The organism is Micromonospora sp. WMMD1076 (genome assembly GCF_029581475.1).
Lineage (GTDB): Bacteria > Actinomycetota > Actinomycetes > Mycobacteriales > Micromonosporaceae > Micromonospora > Micromonospora aurantiaca.
On sequence record NZ_CP120862.1, the window covers coordinates 4,175,523 to 4,190,782 of the forward strand.

Sequence of the window (15,260 nt, forward strand, 5' to 3'; positions counted from 1 at the left end):
GCCGGGAAGGTGTCAGTCCTGCTCGGTGGCCCGCCGGTCGGCGCGTTCGCGCTGCGGCACCACCGTGTACCGCGGATCGCGCGCCGAGGCGACCCCGCCGTGGAAGATACCGAACCGGGTGCACACCGACGCGGCGATCAGCGCACCGCCGGAGAGCGCGGACAGCACCCGGCTGCGGCGGCCGAGCAGCGCGCCCGCCACACCGGCGGCGGTCAGCGTACGGCCCGCGCGCAGCAGCTTCCCGGGCGTGCCCCGCGTGTAGGGCTCGCTGAGCAGGCCGAGCCGGTTCTCCACCCGGTGCGAGCCCCACAGCTCCATCGCCGCGCCCGCGACCGCGAGGCGCCGCGCCGGGCCGGCCTGCCCGCGGGGCGCGGCCACCAGCCCGACACCCGCGCCGCTGGCCAGCGCGCTACCAGCGAAGATGGCCGGCAACTCCGGGTACGCCTCGTGCCACGACGGCACCGCCGTGTCCGCCAGCAGCACCCCGGTGTACGTGGCCAGCGCCGGTGCGGTGACGGCGGCGACCAGGCCGGCGGTGTGCCCGGCCGGGGGCAGCAGCCGGCGGCCGAGCCCCAGCACGCCGCGCTCGGGCAGCAGCGGGGCCGCCTCGGCGATCGCCGCGACCCCGGCCGCCGGGCCGAACACGCTGAGGATCCACGTACCCACCGACATCGGCGAGGTCACCTTCGCCACCCGCAGCATGTGGTGGAAGCGCGACGGCCGCCCCAGGTCGTTCACCAGGAAGTACGTGCTGGCGCCGACCGCCGCGAGCGCGGTGACCCGGCCGGCGCGCCGCAGCGCCGGACGGCCGGTGAGCTGCCCGCCCGCTGCCAGCAGCGACGAACCGGCGGCGAGACCGCCGGTGAACAGGTACGCGGCGATGTCCCACCGCCACACCGGCGGCTTGAGGATGGGCCGGCCGTAGTAGGAGGTGAACTCGGCCGGCGGGACGTTGAGCTGCTCCCCACCGCCCTTGCCGCCCTTGCTCCGGCGTCGGCGCGGTGCCGCGTCGCGGGGCGGATGCGGGGCCAGGCGGGCGTCGCGGGAGCCCGCGTCGGTGCGGCCCACGCCGGGACCGGCCGCGGTGGCCCGGCTGCCGTCCTCCCGCTCGGCGACGCTGCCGTTCTCCGGTTGCGCGGACAGGCGTTCACGGAAGCGGCGGAACAGGTCACCGACCGGGCGGTCCGGGCTCACGACGATCCTCCGACGAACGCGGCGACGGCGGCGGCCGCCATGGCCAGTGCGGCGAACCCGGCCCGCTTCCACATCTTCGGCAGGTCCCGGGTGGTGACCACCGGGTCCGGCGGCAGCCCGTACACCTCCGGCTCGTCCAGCAGCAGGAAGAACGCGCCGTCGCCACCGACACCGTCGGTCGGGTCGTGACCGTACAGGCGCGCCTCCGGCACACCCCGCTCGTGCAACGCGGTGACCCGCCGGGCGGCCCGTTCCCGCAGCTCGTCGAGCGGCCCGTACTGGATCGACTCGGTCGGGCAGGCCTGCGCGCAGGCGGGCGTCATGCCCGCGCCGATCCGGTCGTAGCACAGCGTGCACTTCCACGCCCGGCCGTCGCCCTTGCGCTGGTCGATCACGCCGTACGGGCAGGCGGAGATGCAGTAGCCGCAGCCGTTGCAGATGTCCTCCTGCACCACCACCGTGCCGAACTCGGTGCGGAACAGCGAACCGGTCGGGCACACGTCCAGGCAGGCCGCGTGCGTGCAGTGCTTGCACACGTCGGACATCATCAGCCAGCGGAAGTCGGTGCGGCTCTCCACGCCGGTGGCCCGCCCGGGCGGCTGGGCACCGGGCATGCCGAGGAACTCCGGACCGGCGGCCATCCGCGCCGCCGCCTCCGGCTGCCCCGGCGGCAGGCCGGGATTCGTACCGGTGTCGGGAACGGTGAGCGCACCGGCCGCCGCTGACGCCGGGCTGGTCGCCGCGCCGGCCGGGTCACCGGCGAACGGAGGCGTACGGTACCCGGCCGGGCGGGGCTGCTCGATGAACGCGACGTGCCGCCACGAGTTCGCGGTGAGCGCCCCGGTGTTGTCGTACGACATGCCGAGCAGGTCGAAACCCGAGTCGGGGACGCCGTTCCACTCCTTGCAGGCGACCTCGCACGCCTTGCAGCCGATGCAGACGCTGGTGTCGGTGAAGAAGCCCATCCGGGGCGGCGCGGACACCCAGCCCGCGTCGGGGGCCGGGTCCAGCGGGCCGTACAGGCTGTTGGCGTCAGGCATCCGGCTCCCCGTCCTGGTGCGCGGCGGGCGACCGCTCGTCGGTGCTGCCTGCGGCGTCGTCCCCGCCGGCCGCGTCGGTCGTCACCACCGGCACCTTACGGTCCGGCGTCATCCCGGCCCGCCGCTGGTAGTCGCCGACCAGGTCCAGCAGCGGCGGACCGGTGGGACGCCGGCCGGGCCGGACGTCGCAGGTGCCCACCTTGCTCTCCTGGATGAGCACGTTCGGGTCCAGCGTGATGCCGAACAGGTCGTTCGCCGAGTCGCCGGTGACGAGCCCTTCGGTGCCGAAGTGGTACGGCAGCCAGACCTGGTGGATGATCCGCCCGTCCACCCGCAGCGGCGTGAGCCGGTCGGTGACCAGCACCCGCGCCTCGATCACCGCGCGGCCGCTGATCAGGTGCGCCCAGCCCAGGTGGGCCAGCCCGATCTCGCCGGCCAGTTCCGGGGACACCTCGACGAACATCGCCGGTTGCAGCTCGGCCAGGCGCGGCACGGTACGGCTCATCCCGCCGGCGGTGTGGTGCTCGGTGAGGCGACTGGCGGTGAACACGTACGGGAAGACCTGGCTGTGCGGCTCCGGCGGGCTCGGGTTCATCCGGTTGACCGGATGCTCGTAGATCTTGCGGGCCGGGTTGGCCTGCTGACCGTAGAGCGGGTTGCGCATCGGCGACTCGGCCGGCTCGTAGTGCGTCGGCAGCGGGCCGTCCAGGACGCCGGTCGGCGCGTACAGCCACGCCTTGCCGTCGCCCTGCATGACGAACGCGTCGTCACCGGCGAGTCCGGCCGGTCCGGAGGCGCCCTCCGGGGGCCGGTACGACGGCGGTTTCGTCTTCTCGAAGTCCGGCACGTCGTACCCGGTCCACTCGCCGGCGTCCGGATCCCACCAGACGTACTTCTTGCGCTCGCTCCACGGCCGGCCCTCCGGGTCGGCGGAGGCGCGGTTGTAGAGCGTGCGGCGGTTCGCCGGCCACGCCCAGCCCCACTCGGCCGCCACCCAGTCCTGCTCGTGCCGGGACCGGCGGCGCGCCGCCTGGTTCACCCCGTCGGCGTAGACGCCGCAGTAGATCCAGCAGCCGATCGCGGTGGAGCCGTCGTCGCGGGCCTCGCCGAAGGCGTCGAGCGGCCGGCCGGTGTCCACCTGATACCCGTTGATCTCCTTGAGCACCGCCTCGGCGCTCGGCTCGGCGTGCGGACCGTTCGTCGGGTAGTCCCAGGCCAGGTCGAGCAGCGCCCGGTCGCGGCGCTCGGTGGAGCCGGCCAGCTTCTCCCGCAGCACCCGGCCCAGGTGGTAGAAGAACCACAGCTCGGAGCGGGCGTCGCCCGGCGGGTCGACGGCCTTCTCCCGCCACTGCAACAACCGCTGGGTCTGGGTGAACGTGCCCTCCTTCTCCACGTGCGACGCCGCCGGCAGGAAGAACACCTCGGTGCGGCACTCCTGCGGCACGATCTCGCCGGTGGCGACCTCCGGGCTGTTCTTCCAGAACGTGGCGCTCTCGATCATGAACAGGTCGCGGACGACGAGCCAGTCGAGGTTCGCCATGCCGAGGCGCTGGGCCCGGCCGTGCGCCGAGCCCACGGCCGGGTTCTGGCCGAGCAGGAAGTAGCCCTTCACCTTGCCGTCGATCATGTTCAGCACCTGCTGGTACGTCCCGTGGTCGCCGGTCATCCGGGGCATGTACCCGTAGCAGAAGTCGTTCTCCGGCGTCGCCGCGTCACCCCAGTACGCCTTGAGCAGGCTCGCCGCGAAGGCCCGCGATTCGCCCCAGAAGCCCTTCTGACCCGGGTGCCGGATGCTGTCCACCCACTCGTCGAACGTCGGGTGGTCGGCGTGGTGCGGCATCGGCAGGTAACCGGGCAGCAGGTTGAACAGCGTCGGGATGTCGGTGGAGCCCTGGATGCTGGCGTGCCCGCGCAGCGCCAGGATGCCACCGCCCGGGCGGCCCATGTTGCCCAGCAGCGTCTGGATGATCGAGCCGGTGCGGATGTACTGCACGCCGACGCTGTGCTGCGTCCAGCCGACCGAGTAGACGAGCGCGCCGGTGCGCTCCCGCCCCGAGTTCTCCGTCCAGGCGCGCGCCAGTTCGAGGAACTTCTCCTCCGGGATGCCGCACACGCGGGCCACCATCGCCGGGGTGTAGCGGGAGAAGTGCCGCTTGAGGATCTGGTAGACGCAGCGCGGGTGCTGCAACGTCTCGTCCCGCGGCGCCTGCGCCGGGATCGGCTCGCCGTGCGACTCGTGCTCCAGCCCGGAGGCCGAGTCGCGTTCCTTGCCGGTGCCCCGGATCTTGGCGCTGTCCTCCTGCCCCTCGTACTGCCAGCTCGCGTGGTCGTACGAGCCGGTGTCCGGGTTGTAGCCGGAGAACAGGCCGTCCAGGTCCTCGGTGTCGGCGAACTGCTCGCTGACGATGTTCGCCGCGTTCGTGTACGCCAGCACGTACTCCCGGAAGTCGAGCTCGTTCTCCAGGATGTAGCGCACCACGCCGCCGAGCAGCGCGATGTCGGTGCCCGCCCGGATCGGCAGGTACGTGTCGGCGAGCGCGCTCGTGCGCGTGAACCGCGGGTCGACGTGGAAGACCTTCGCGCCGCGCTTCTTCGCCTCCATCACCCACTGGAAGCCCACCGGGTGGGCCTCGGCCATGTTCGAGCCCTGGATGACGATGACGTCGGCGTTGACGAGGTCCTGCTGGAAGTCCGTGGCGCCGCCGCGGCCGAAGCTGGTCCCCAGACCGGGGACGGTGGCGGAGTGTCAAATACGGGCCTGGTTCTCGATCTGGAGTGCCCCCATCGCCGTGAACAGCTTCTTGATGAGGTAGTTCTCCTCGTTGTCCAGCGTCGCGCCGCCGAGGCTGGAGATGCCGAGCGTCCGGTTGAGCGGACGGCCCTCGTCGTCGACGTCCTCCCAGGTCTCCGCGCGGGCGGCGAGGATCCGGTCGGCGATCATGTCGAGCGCGACGTCGAGGTCCAGGTCCTCCCACTCGGTCGCGTACGGCCGGCGGTAGCGGACCTTGGTCTGTCGCAGCGGGCTGGTCACCAGGCTCTTGCTGGCCGAGCCCTTCGGGCAGAGCCGGCCGCGCGAGATCGGGCTGTCCGGGTCGCCCTCGATCTGGGTGACCCGGCCGTTCTCGTGGAAGACACGTTGCCCGCAGCCGACCGCGCAGTACGGGCAGACCGAGCGGGCCATGCCGTCGGCGGTCTCGGTGCGGGCGGTCAGGCCGGCGGAGCGGGCCGACTGGGCGGCGACGCCGCGACCGAGCGGGTCGGTGCCGGTGAGTTGCCGGTAGACCGGCCACCCCTGGATGAACGTCTTGAGACCCATCCGGGCACCCCCCTCTCCGTCGAGAACGGCTCACCTCTGCCAGTAACCCTAGGCCAGCGGCCCGGGGGGTGCGACTCGAGCCCACAGACAGAGCCGCCCCGGCCGGATGGCCGGGGCGGCTCTGGGCGTCGGTGTGCATGTCGCCTCTCGGCGAGTGGCGCGACGCGGCTCCAGCCGAACGGTATTCCGCGAAGGCAATTTAGGTGAGGCCCGGGGACACTGGACACACCGACGCTCTGCACAACGGTACCGGGGTCACGGTTCTTCCGCTCGTTCGTCGTGACCCCGGTCACCGCCGGGTCAGCTGTTCCAGTGCTGGGCGACGAGGTCGGCGGCCTGCTGTTCCCACTGGGCGTAGTGGTCGGGGTAGGCGGAGACCTGGACGGTCTGGGCGGCCTTGGTCAGGGGCATGTCCTGCCAGCCGTCGACCTGCTTGAGGCCCTTCAGGAACGCCGTGGTGGAGTACTCGGGGTCGGTGATCTGCTCCACCGTGCCCCAACCCGAGGAGGGACGCTGCTGGAACAGGCCCTGCGAGTCGTGGTCGTTGCGGTCACCGAGGTGGCCGAGGTTCTCCAGCTTCGATTCCTGCAGGGCGGTGGCGATGGAGACGACGGCGGCGCGTTCGTCCATGCCGGCCTTCTTGGTGGCGGCGATGATCGCCTTCACGTTCTTGACCTGCTCGTCGTTCAAATCGATGTGGGACTGGGTGCCCTGCACGCCGTGCGGGATGAGCGCGGCGGTGTCGAGCGTGCCGGCGGCCTGTGTGGTGGTGACGGCGGCGTCCCGCACCGGGGTGGGGGTGTTGGTGTCGTGGTTGAGGGGGCCGGCGGCGAGGCCACCGGCGACGGTCAGACCGGCGATACCGAGGATGCTGTTCCGCAGGATCGTGTTCATGAAGAGGGGCTCCGTTCGGGGGTCGACGCCCACACCGACAGGGGGGTCGGTGCGGGTGCGAGCACCGTCAGGCACTCGGAGAAGTCTTCGGGGGATCCGGCGTCCTGCTCACGCGACCCGCACACACCCGTGGGGGACGGGCGGGGTTCGGCTGGCGGCGCCGGAGCCATACACAACGACCACCGGCCCGGGATCATTCCCGGACACTGCCACCCGCCATCACGCGGCGGGGTGCTGCTGCGGTCGTTCACCGGGTACAACGTCCCGGCCCCGCCCACGATTCCGCCGCCCGGGTGTTCCCGACCACCCCGAAACCGGACACCCGCCACAACCCACACACCACCCCCACCCACCCCGCCCTTGCCTCGTCGATCATGAAGTTGACGGTGACAGAACGGACACCGTGCACCGTCAAACTTCATGATCGACGGGACGAAGGGGTGGCGGGGGCGCGAGAGGGAGGCGGGGAAGCGACGCGTTGGGGTTACCCTGATGCCATGTCGGTCAGCGCGCACGCGTACCTCGCCCGTCCCGGGCGGCCCGCCGTGGTGGCGCGCACCCTGGACGAGCTGACCGGTCCCACCACCGGCATCGTCGAGCTGCCGGTACGCCTCATGTGGAGCAGCGAACGCGCGTTCGACCTGGGCGACCCGGACGAGTTGCTCTGGATGTACGAGAACGTGTTGCGCGAGACGAACCGGGTGGAGGATCTGCGCGAGCTGATCCACGCGGGCACGTTGCGGCGGCTGTGGCCGCTGCTCAACCTGCCCCGGGGCGTGCGCCTGGCCTGGGAGGGCCGGCACCGGAGCCTGCGCGCCGCGTGACCCATCCGCACGACTTCTACCGGCAGGTGGCCCGGGTGGCCCTGGCCGCGGCCGGCCCGCACCGGTTCGTGCTCGGTGGCGGGGTGGCGTGGGCCGTGCACGGCCTGGTCACCCGCCCCACCGAGGACGTCGACCTGTTCGCCGACGTGGAGGGCGCCGCCGCCGCGGCGGCGGACGGGGTACGCGCGGCGCTGGAGCGGGCCGGCTACCGGGTGGCCGAGGTGGACCCGGGCGGCCTGGGTCAGGTGTTCGACGGATTCGACCGGGACCTGCGGGACTTCGTGGTGAGCCGGGAGGGCCGGCAGATCCGGCTGAGCCTGGCCCGCCTGGACCGGCACCGCAGCCCGGTGGTGATGGACCTCGGCCCGGTCATGGACGTCCGCGACCTGATCGCCAACAAGACCGCAGCGCTGGTGAACCGGCGGGAGGTACGCGACTACATCGACGTCTCCGCCGCGCTGGACCGGTACACGGTCGCGGAGCTGCTGGAGCTGGCCCGGCAGGTCGACCCGGCGCTGGACGACGAGGACGTGCGCGCCGCGGGCCGCTACCTCGACGGGCTGGCCGACCGCCGGTTCACCCGCTACGGCCTAGACGCGCCACGGATCGCCGAGGTGCGCCGCCGGATGGCCGCCTGGCCCCGCTGAGCAGCGGAACCAGACGACCCGGGAGCGGGACCGGGAGGCCGGCGCGGGCCGGAACGGGACCGGGCGGCGGCTCACTTCGTCGGGCGGCCACCCGTGACGCCGAGGATCTCGCCGGTGACGTAGCTGGACTCCTGAGAGGCGAAGTAGACGTACGCGGGCGCCAACTCGGCCGGCTGACCGGGACGGCCCAGCGGCGTGTCGGTGCCGAACTGCTTCACCTTCTCCTCCGGCATGGTGGCCGGGATCAGCGGCGTCCAGATCGGGCCGGGCGCGACCGCGTTGACCCGGATGCCCCGGTCGGCCAGGTTCTGCGCGAGCGCCTTGGTGAAGTTGGCGATGGCGGCCTTGGTGGTGGCGTAGTCGAGCAGCTGCGGCGACGGGTCGAACGCCTGGATCGACGACGTGTTGATGATCGTCGAGCCTTCCGTCATGTGCGGCACCGCGAACTTGCAGAGCCAGAACATGGCGTACACGTTGGTCTTGAAGACCCGGTCGAACTGCTCGGTGCTGATGTCGAGCAGGCCGTTGTCCTGCGACATCTGGTACGCCGCGTTGTTGACCAGGATGTCGACGCCGCCGAGGTCGCGGACGGCCTGGTCGACCAGGGCGCGGCAGTTGGCCTCCTCGCGCAGGTCGCACCGGACCGCGACGCCGGTGCGCCCGGCCTGCTCGATCAGGCCGACCGTCTCCCGGGCGTCCTTCTCCTCCTCGTCGGCGAGGTAGGTGACGAGCACGTCGGCGCCCTCGCGGGCGAAGGCGATCGCCACGGCCCGGCCGATGCCGGAGTCGCCGCCGGTGATGATCGCGCGCCTGCCGGTGAGCCGGTCGCCGCCCCGGTACGACTCCTCGCCGTGGTCGGGCTTCGGCCCCATCTCCTGCTCGTTGCCGGGCGGCGTCTGCTGTTGCGACGGCTGCCCCTCCTGCTGTCCGTACTGCTCGGCCGGGTGCTGCTGGGTGAACTGGTCCTCGCTCATGGATGCGCCCCTACCCCGGTGACCGGCGGGAAAACAGCAGCCTGTGACCGGAAGGGAAACAATTCGGGCCGGTGTGGCGCAGGCGACATGTGGTGGTTATGGTGCGCAACGGCGCCCACGAGGCGCGTACCCCCATTCGGAAAGGCACCTCATGACCTCCTCCTCCGGCGCCTCCCGGCGCCAGGTGCTGGCCGTCGCGGCCGCCGCCGCGACCGCTCCCCTGCTGGCCGGCGCGCCCGCCGAGGCGAAGCCGAAGCCGAAGACCTGGGACCTGACGATCCTCGGCACGTCGGACACCCACGGCAACGTCTACAACTGGGACTACTACTCCGACGCCGAGTTCGACGACAGCAAGCACAACGACGTCGGCGTCGCCAAGCTCGCCACCCTGGTCAACCAGATCCGCGCCGAGCGCAGGGGCAGGGCCACGCTGGTCCTGGACGCCGGCGACACGATCCAGGGCACGCCGCTTGCCACCTACTACGCCAAGCAGGAGCCGATCACCAGCACCGGTGAGACGCACCCGATGGCCCGCGCCATGAACGTGCTCAAGTACGACGCCGTGACGCTCGGCAACCACGAGTTCAACTACGGCCTGCCGCTGCTGGCGACCTGGATCAAGCAGCTCGGCTTCCCGGCGCTGGCCGCGAACGCGCTCAACGCGAAGACCGGCAAGCCCGCGTTCCTCCCGTACGTGATCAAGGAGGTCAAGCTCGGCGGGCACGGCGCGCCGAAGCTGCGCGTGGGCATCCTCGGCCTGACCAACCCCGGCGTGGCCATCTGGGACAAGGGCAACGTCGAGGGCCGCCTGGTCTTCGCCGACATGGTCGCCACCGCCGCGAAGTGGGTGCCGCAGATGCGCCGCCGCGGCGCCGACCTGGTCGTCATCTCCGCCCACGGCGGCGACAGCGGCACCTCCAGCTACGGCCCCGAGCTGCCGAACGAGAACCCGACCGCGCTGATCGCCGAGCAGGTTCCCGGCATCGACGCGATCCTGTTCGGTCACGCGCACAACGAGGTGCCGGAGAAGTTCGTCACCAACCTCACCACCGGCGAGCGGGTCCTCACCTCGGAGCCGTCGAAGTGGGGCCAGCGACTGACCCGGATGGACTTCACGCTGACCCGGGTGAAGGGCCGCTGGACGGTGACCGCCAAGTCGGCCACCACGCTCAACACCAACACGGTGGTCGAGGACCCCGCGGTGCTCGCGGCCGTGCGCCGCCAGCACGCCAAGACCGTCGAGTACGTCAACCGGGTCGTCGCCCAGTCGAGCGTGGAGCTGTCCGCCGCCGAGTCGCGGTACAGGGACACCCCGATCCTGGACTTCATCAACCACGTCCAGACCGAGGTGGTCACCGAGGCCCTCGCGGGCGGCGAGTACGCGGGCCTGCCGGTGCTGTCCATCGCCGCGCCGTTCAGCCGGACCGCGGTGTTCCCGCAGGGCGACGTGCGGATCCGGGACGTCGCGGGCCTCTACGTGTACGACAACACACTGGAGGCGGTCGTGCTGACCGGCGCCGAGGTAAAGGCGTACCTGGAGTACTCGGCGAAGTACTTCGTCACGCTACCGGCGGGCGCGCCGGTGAACCCGGAGACGATCAGCGACCCGGCCGTGCCGGACTACAACTACGACGTGTTCTCCGGCGTCGACTACGACATCGACATCGCCAAGCCGGTCGGCCAGCGGATCACCCGCCTGGTGCTGGCCGGCACCGACACCCCGGTCGCGGCGGACGCCCGGTTCGTGGTGGCGGTGAACAACTACCGGCGCAGCGGCGGCGGCAACTTCCCGGGCATCGTGAAGACCCAGGTCTACAACGCCCAGCAGGAGATCCGCCAGCTGCTCATCGACTGGGCGCAGGCCAAGGGCGTCATCGACCCGGCCGACTTCTTCGTGCCCAACTGGAAGCTGGTCCGCGAGGGCGCGCCGGTCTTCTGACAGTGCCGCGACGGGGCCCGGGCCGGTGTCCGGGCCCCGTCAGCCACCCGCGCGCAGGTGCCACTCCGACTCCCCGCCGACCGGGTCCGGCCGGTCCGGCGGGAACTCGGTCTCGGCGGCCTCGACCCGCTCCTCCGGGCGTACCCGGGCCGGCAGTTCGCCGAAGCGGACGTGCCGCAGGAACGCGTACTCCTCGTCGGTGAACAACTCGGCCGGATCGCTCATCACCGCATTGTGCGCCCACCCGTCCCGTCTCCGCATCAACCGCTACGGCACGGGTATGCCGCCCCGTCGGCCGTCGGCGACGAGGTGGAGGGGACATGCGCGCAGTACGGATGACCGCACCCGGTGTGCTGGAGCACACGGAGGTGCCCACGCCGCAGGCCGGCCCCGGTGAGGTGCTGCTGCGCGTCGGCGCGGTCGGCGCCTGCCACTCCGACCTGCACATCCTCGACGCCCCGGCGGGCGTGTTCCCGATCCCGATGACGCTCGGTCACGAGATCGCCGGCACCGTCGACACGGTCGGCGCCGCCGTGGACGGCTGGTCGCCCGGGGACCGGGCCGCCGTCTACGGGATCATCGGCTGCGGCCGGTGCCGGGCCTGCCTGCGGGGCGAGGAGAACCGCTGCCGGGTCATCCCGGTCGGCGGCATCGGACTCAGCCGCGACGGCGGGCTGGCCGAGTACGTGGTGGTGCCCGTGTCCCGGCTGCTGCCGGTCGGCGACATGGACCTGACTCAGGCGGCGCCGCTCACCGACGCCGGGCTGACGCCGTACCACGCGGTGGACCTGGCGCGGCCCCGGCTGCGGCCCGGCACCTCCTGCGTGGTGATCGGCATCGGCGGCCTGGGGCACATGGGGTTGCAGATCCTGCTCGCCACCACGGCGGTACGGATCATCGCGGTGGACACCAACACCGCCGCGCTGGACCTGGCCGGCCGCCTCGGCGCGCACCACACGGTGCAGGCCGGCCCGGACGCGGTGGAGAAGATCCGCGAACTGGTCGGACCGGCGCCGGACGGCGCGGACGTGGTGCTCGACTTCGTCGGCGCGCAGCCCACGCTGGACACCGCCGGGCAGGTCGTCGCCACCGGCGGCCAGATCCTGCTGGTGGGCCTGGCCGGCGGCACGCTGCCGGTGCGCCCGGTCGCCGACGAGCCGCCCCCGGTGCCGTTGGAGACCGATGTGGTGGTGCCGTTCTGGGGCACCCGGGCCGAACTGCACGAGGTGATCGCGCTGGCCCGCGACGGCCGGCTGCACGCCGACGTGCAGACGTTCCCCCTCGCGGAGGCGCCGCAGGCGTACGAGGCGCTGCGCCGGGGCGAGGTGCGGGGGCGGGCGGTCATCGTCCCCTGACCGCGGGCAGCCGGTCGAGCAGCGCCAGCCCGGCCCGCACCGGCCGCCGGTCGAGCACCTCGGCGAAGCTCGCCCGGCCCTGGCAGAACCGGACGAACATCCGCCAGCCGGGCGGGCTGGCCAGCATCGCGTGGAACACGTCGGGCCGCCGCTCGAACACCTCCAGCAGCCGGTGCCCGGCGCGCATCTCCGGCGTCAGCCGCCGGTCGACCTCCCGGGCGTACGCGTCGAGGTCGCCGGCGGCCACCGCCTCCCCGGCCAGCCGGCCCGAGCGCAGCGCGTAGCTGATCCCCTCGCGGCTCCACGGTTCCAGCAGCCCGGCGGCGTCCCCGGCGACCAGCACCCGGCCGTGCCGCAGCGGGGAGTCCCCGGCACGGCAACGGGTCAGGTGACCGGAGTCGTGCTCCGGGGTCACCCCGGACAGGCCGAGCCGGTCGGTGAAGTCGCGCAGGTAGGCGCGGGTGCGGTCGCCGTCGCCCCGGGCGGATATGACACCCACCGTGAGACGGTCGCCCTTCGGGAAGACCCAGGCGTAGGAGCCGGGCAGCGGCCCCCAGTCGAGCAGCACCCGGCCGCGCCAGCGGTCCCGCTCGGCGGCGTCCACCGGCAGTTCCAGTTCCAGCCCGAGGTCGACCTGGCGGAAGCACACCCCGGCGTGCCGTGCCGTCACGCCGGACGAGCCGTCCGCGCCGATCACCGCACGGGCGCGTACCAGCTCACCGCCGGCCAGGCGCAGGCGTACCTCGTCGGGGTCCTGCTCGATCGCGCGGACGGCGACGCCCTCGCGGACCTGTGCCCCGGCGGCGACGGCGGCGGCGCGCAGCCGGTCGTCGAACTCCTCCCGGCGGATCATGGTGACCAGCGGCGCGGGGTGCCGGCGGGTGAACGCGCGTCGCCCGTCCCGGGTGAACGTGACCCGGTCGACCCGGTCGTGGGCGGGCACCTCGGCGCGGCCTGCGACCTCGGCCAGCGAGGTGCCGATCAGTCCACCGCCGCACGTCTTGTAGCGGGGGTGGGTGGCCCGTTCGACCACGAGCGTGCGGACGCCGGCCCGGGCCGCGGCGTGCGCGGCGGAGAGTCCGGCGGGCCCGCCGCCGACCACGACGAGATCCATGATCACGGGTGCAGCCTAGGGCACCCCCGTGCCGCGCCGCCCGGTACGACAGTCGTTCGGGTGAGCATCATCGCGGCCCGTCCGGGTATCCGCCGGTCGCCGGCCGTCCGCGGGTCGGACGGTCCACGCCGAGGAGGGAAGCGATGCCCCAGGTCCAGTTGTCTGCGGTCGAGGAACGGGTCTACCAGGCGGTGTCCGTGCTGGAGGTGCAGGGACACGTCCCCTACCCGGACCTGATCGCCCAGGAGACCGGGATGACCGAGGAGGAGCTGCGCGAGCCGCTGCACTCGCTCACCGAGCGGGGGCTGCTGCACCGCGAGGACTCCCCGATGTCCGGCCTGGACTTCGGACCCCGGTGGTGCGCGCGCCAGATGGCGTGATCGAGTCGTTTGCCCCACCGGGCACCGGGTAGCGATCGGAGTCGGGTGATCGACGGTCAGTGGGGGGCACGATGAGCGAGGGCCGGTCGCCGACGGCGGTGCCTGACACCGGGTACGACGGCCGGCGCCGCTGGCGTGCGTTGAGCGTCGGCCTGATCGCGGCGTTCATGACGCTGCTGGACGTCAGCATCGTCAACGTCGCGGTGCCGTCGATCGACCGGGCGTTGCAGGCCACGCCGAGCGACCTGCAGTGGGTGCTGTCCGGGTACGCGCTGACCTTCGGCCTGGTGCTGGTGCCGGCCGGGCGGTTCGGCGACGCGCGCGGGCGGCGTACCGCGTTCGTGGTCGGGGTGGGCCTGTTCACGCTGACGAGCGCGCTGGCCGGGCTGGCCCGCTCGCCGGAGTGGCTGGTCGTCGCCCGGCTCGTCCAGGGCGCCGCCGCCGGTGTGGTGAACCCCCAGGTCAGCGGCATGATCCAGGAGCTGTTCCGGGGGGCCGACCGGGGCCGGGCGTTCGGGCTGCTGGGCGCGACGATCGGCATCTCCACAGCCGTGGGGCCGCTGCTCGGCGGGCTGCTCATCCAGCTGGGCGGTGCGGAGCACGGCTGGCGGTGGGTGTTCTTCGTGAACATCCCGGTCGGCATCGTGGCGATGGTGCTCGGCTGGCGGTTGATGCCGGCCCGGGCGACGAACCCCGCCGGGCGGGGCCGGCTCGATCCACTCGGGGTGCTGCTGCTCGGCGCCGGGGTGACGGTGATCCTGCTCCCGCTGGTGCAGCGGGAGCAGTGGCGCGGCCCGGCCAAGTGGCTGCTGATCCCCGTCGGCCTGCTGCTGCTCGCCGGGTTCGCGCTCTGGGAGCACCGGTACGCCCGGCGCGCCCAGCCGCTGTTCGACCTGCGGCTGTTCACGGTGCGCTCGTACACGCTCGGCGCGCTGATCGGCCTGATCTACTTCGCCGGGTTCACCGCGATCTTCTTCATCTTCACGCTCTACCTCCAGATGGGGCTCGGCTACAGCGCGCTCGTGGCCGGTCTGGCGATCACCCCGTTCGCGCTCGGTTCGGCGCTCGCCTCCGCGCTCGGCGGCCGGGTGGTCACCCGGTACGGCCGTCCGCTCGTCGCGATCGGCCTGCTGGCGGTGGTGGCCGGGCTGATCGCGACCGACCTGGTGCTGGCCGGCGGGCCGCACGACGACGTGCCGCTGCGGACCGCGCTGCCGTTGCTCGTCGCCGGGCTGGGCAGCGGCCTGGTGATCGCGCCGAACCAGACGCTCACGCTGTCCGAGGTGCCGGTGCCGATGGCCGGCAGCGGCGCCGGGATGCTCCAGACCGGGCAGCGCATCGGGTCGGCCGCCGGCATCGCCGCGGTGGGCGCGCTGTTCTTCTCGACGCTGGCGCAGGACCGCGGCGACTGGAGTACGGCGTTCCGCCACTCACTGCTGCTCGCCGCCGGGATCATCGTGCTGGCGCTCGGCGCCGCGGTGGCGGACATCGTGCTCGGTCACCGGCGGTCCGCGGGCCGCTCCTGATCGGCGGCGGGCACAACCCCAGGATCGGCGCGTGGCCCGCTCCACGCGGGAACGGCC

General features: G+C 72.8%; 13 protein-coding genes. 6 read left to right on the forward strand and 7 right to left on the reverse strand.

The annotated features are described in order from the left end of the window. Nucleotides 1-12: 12 nt before the first annotated feature. The 4 genes from nrfD to O7622_RS19895 form a co-directional block, all read right to left on the reverse strand. Nucleotides 13-1,194 carry an NrfD/PsrC family molybdoenzyme membrane anchor subunit gene (gene nrfD, locus O7622_RS19880; protein WP_282309662.1) on the reverse strand — a complete coding sequence of 394 codons (1,182 nt, stop codon included), beginning with the start codon at nucleotides 1,192-1,194 and terminating at the stop codon, nucleotides 13-15. Further along, entirely contained in the window at nucleotides 1,191-2,234 is a 1,044-nt protein-coding gene (locus O7622_RS19885; RefSeq protein WP_282309663.1) for a 4Fe-4S dicluster domain-containing protein, read from the reverse strand. The genes nrfD and O7622_RS19885 overlap by 4 nt, the downstream gene beginning before the upstream one ends. Continuing rightward, nucleotides 2,227-5,550 (reverse strand): formate dehydrogenase, encoded by a 3,324-nt coding sequence (gene fdh, locus O7622_RS19890; protein ID WP_282309664.1) that lies wholly within the window; start codon nucleotides 5,548-5,550, stop codon nucleotides 2,227-2,229. The genes O7622_RS19885 and fdh overlap by 8 nt, the downstream gene beginning before the upstream one ends. A gap of 300 nt (nucleotides 5,551-5,850) precedes the next feature. After that, nucleotides 5,851-6,444: a hypothetical protein gene (locus O7622_RS19895; protein WP_282309665.1), complete on the reverse strand. Its 594-nt coding sequence runs from the start codon at nucleotides 6,442-6,444 to the stop codon at nucleotides 5,851-5,853. 497 nt (nucleotides 6,445-6,941) lie between these two features. Here O7622_RS19895 and O7622_RS19900 point away from each other — a divergent pair, with 497 nt between their 5' ends. Further along, a complete protein-coding gene (locus tag O7622_RS19900; RefSeq protein WP_282309666.1) occupies nucleotides 6,942-7,268 on the forward strand; it encodes a hypothetical protein in 327 nt (108 codons plus the stop codon). Then, nucleotides 7,265-7,915 carry a nucleotidyl transferase AbiEii/AbiGii toxin family protein gene (locus O7622_RS19905; RefSeq protein ID WP_282309667.1) on the forward strand — a complete coding sequence of 217 codons (651 nt, stop codon included), beginning with the start codon at nucleotides 7,265-7,267 and terminating at the stop codon, nucleotides 7,913-7,915. The genes O7622_RS19900 and O7622_RS19905 overlap by 4 nt, the downstream gene beginning before the upstream one ends. A 71-nt stretch (nucleotides 7,916-7,986) precedes the next feature. Here O7622_RS19905 and O7622_RS19910 read toward each other — a convergent pair whose 3' ends face one another. Beyond that, on the reverse strand, nucleotides 7,987-8,889 hold the full coding sequence (locus O7622_RS19910) for an SDR family oxidoreductase (protein WP_282309668.1): 903 nt from the start codon (nucleotides 8,887-8,889) through the stop codon (nucleotides 7,987-7,989). A 151-nt stretch (nucleotides 8,890-9,040) separates the two neighbouring features. On the opposite strand from O7622_RS19910, the gene O7622_RS19915 reads away from it, so the two are divergent. Next, nucleotides 9,041-10,828: a 5'-nucleotidase C-terminal domain-containing protein gene (locus tag O7622_RS19915; protein WP_282309669.1), complete on the forward strand. Its 1,788-nt coding sequence runs from the start codon at nucleotides 9,041-9,043 to the stop codon at nucleotides 10,826-10,828. A gap of 39 nt (nucleotides 10,829-10,867) precedes the next feature. Here O7622_RS19915 and O7622_RS19920 read toward each other — a convergent pair whose 3' ends face one another. After that, nucleotides 10,868-11,053, reverse strand: a complete 186-nt coding sequence (locus O7622_RS19920) for a hypothetical protein (protein ID WP_282309670.1) — start codon at nucleotides 11,051-11,053, stop codon at nucleotides 10,868-10,870. A gap of 95 nt (nucleotides 11,054-11,148) precedes the next feature. On the opposite strand from O7622_RS19920, the gene O7622_RS19925 reads away from it, so the two are divergent. Next, the gene (locus O7622_RS19925) at nucleotides 11,149-12,183 is read left to right on the forward strand and encodes an NAD(P)-dependent alcohol dehydrogenase (protein WP_282309671.1); all 1,035 of its coding nucleotides are present in this window, start codon (nucleotides 11,149-11,151) and stop codon (nucleotides 12,181-12,183) included. Here the strand turns inward: O7622_RS19925 and O7622_RS19930 are convergent. Further along, nucleotides 12,170-13,297 carry a geranylgeranyl reductase family protein gene (locus O7622_RS19930; RefSeq protein WP_282314184.1) on the reverse strand — a complete coding sequence of 376 codons (1,128 nt, stop codon included), beginning with the start codon at nucleotides 13,295-13,297 and terminating at the stop codon, nucleotides 12,170-12,172. The two genes, O7622_RS19925 and O7622_RS19930, sit on opposite strands and share 14 nt — an antisense overlap. 143 nt (nucleotides 13,298-13,440) lie before the next feature. Between O7622_RS19930 and O7622_RS19935 the strand changes: the two genes are divergently transcribed. After that, nucleotides 13,441-13,677 (forward strand): hypothetical protein, encoded by a 237-nt coding sequence (locus O7622_RS19935; protein WP_282309672.1) that lies wholly within the window; start codon nucleotides 13,441-13,443, stop codon nucleotides 13,675-13,677. A 71-nt stretch (nucleotides 13,678-13,748) separates the two neighbouring features. Beyond that, nucleotides 13,749-15,203, forward strand: a complete 1,455-nt coding sequence (locus O7622_RS19940) for an MFS transporter (RefSeq protein WP_282309673.1) — start codon at nucleotides 13,749-13,751, stop codon at nucleotides 15,201-15,203. Nucleotides 15,204-15,260: the final 57 nt, after the last annotated feature.

What these genes read in the sequence shown, in the direction of transcription:
- O7622_RS19885 (WP_282309663.1), bottom strand. Translation starts at nt 2,234, where the DNA reads ATGCCTGACGCCAACAGCCTGTACGGCCCGCTGGACCCGGCCCCCGAC.
- O7622_RS19895 (WP_282309665.1), bottom strand. Translation starts at nt 6,444, where the DNA reads ATGAACACGATCCTGCGGAACAGCATCCTCGGTATCGCCGGTCTGACC.
- O7622_RS19900 (WP_282309666.1), top strand. Translation starts at nt 6,942, where the DNA reads ATGTCGGTCAGCGCGCACGCGTACCTCGCCCGTCCCGGGCGGCCCGCC.
- O7622_RS19910 (WP_282309668.1), bottom strand. Translation starts at nt 8,889, where the DNA reads ATGAGCGAGGACCAGTTCACCCAGCAGCACCCGGCCGAGCAGTACGGA.
- O7622_RS19915 (WP_282309669.1), top strand. Translation starts at nt 9,041, where the DNA reads ATGACCTCCTCCTCCGGCGCCTCCCGGCGCCAGGTGCTGGCCGTCGCG.
- O7622_RS19920 (WP_282309670.1), bottom strand. Translation starts at nt 11,053, where the DNA reads ATGAGCGATCCGGCCGAGTTGTTCACCGACGAGGAGTACGCGTTCCTG.
- O7622_RS19925 (WP_282309671.1), top strand. Translation starts at nt 11,149, where the DNA reads ATGCGCGCAGTACGGATGACCGCACCCGGTGTGCTGGAGCACACGGAG.
- O7622_RS19930 (WP_282314184.1), bottom strand. Translation starts at nt 13,297, where the DNA reads ATGGATCTCGTCGTGGTCGGCGGCGGGCCCGCCGGACTCTCCGCCGCG.
- O7622_RS19935 (WP_282309672.1), top strand. Translation starts at nt 13,441, where the DNA reads ATGCCCCAGGTCCAGTTGTCTGCGGTCGAGGAACGGGTCTACCAGGCG.
- O7622_RS19940 (WP_282309673.1), top strand. Translation starts at nt 13,749, where the DNA reads ATGAGCGAGGGCCGGTCGCCGACGGCGGTGCCTGACACCGGGTACGAC.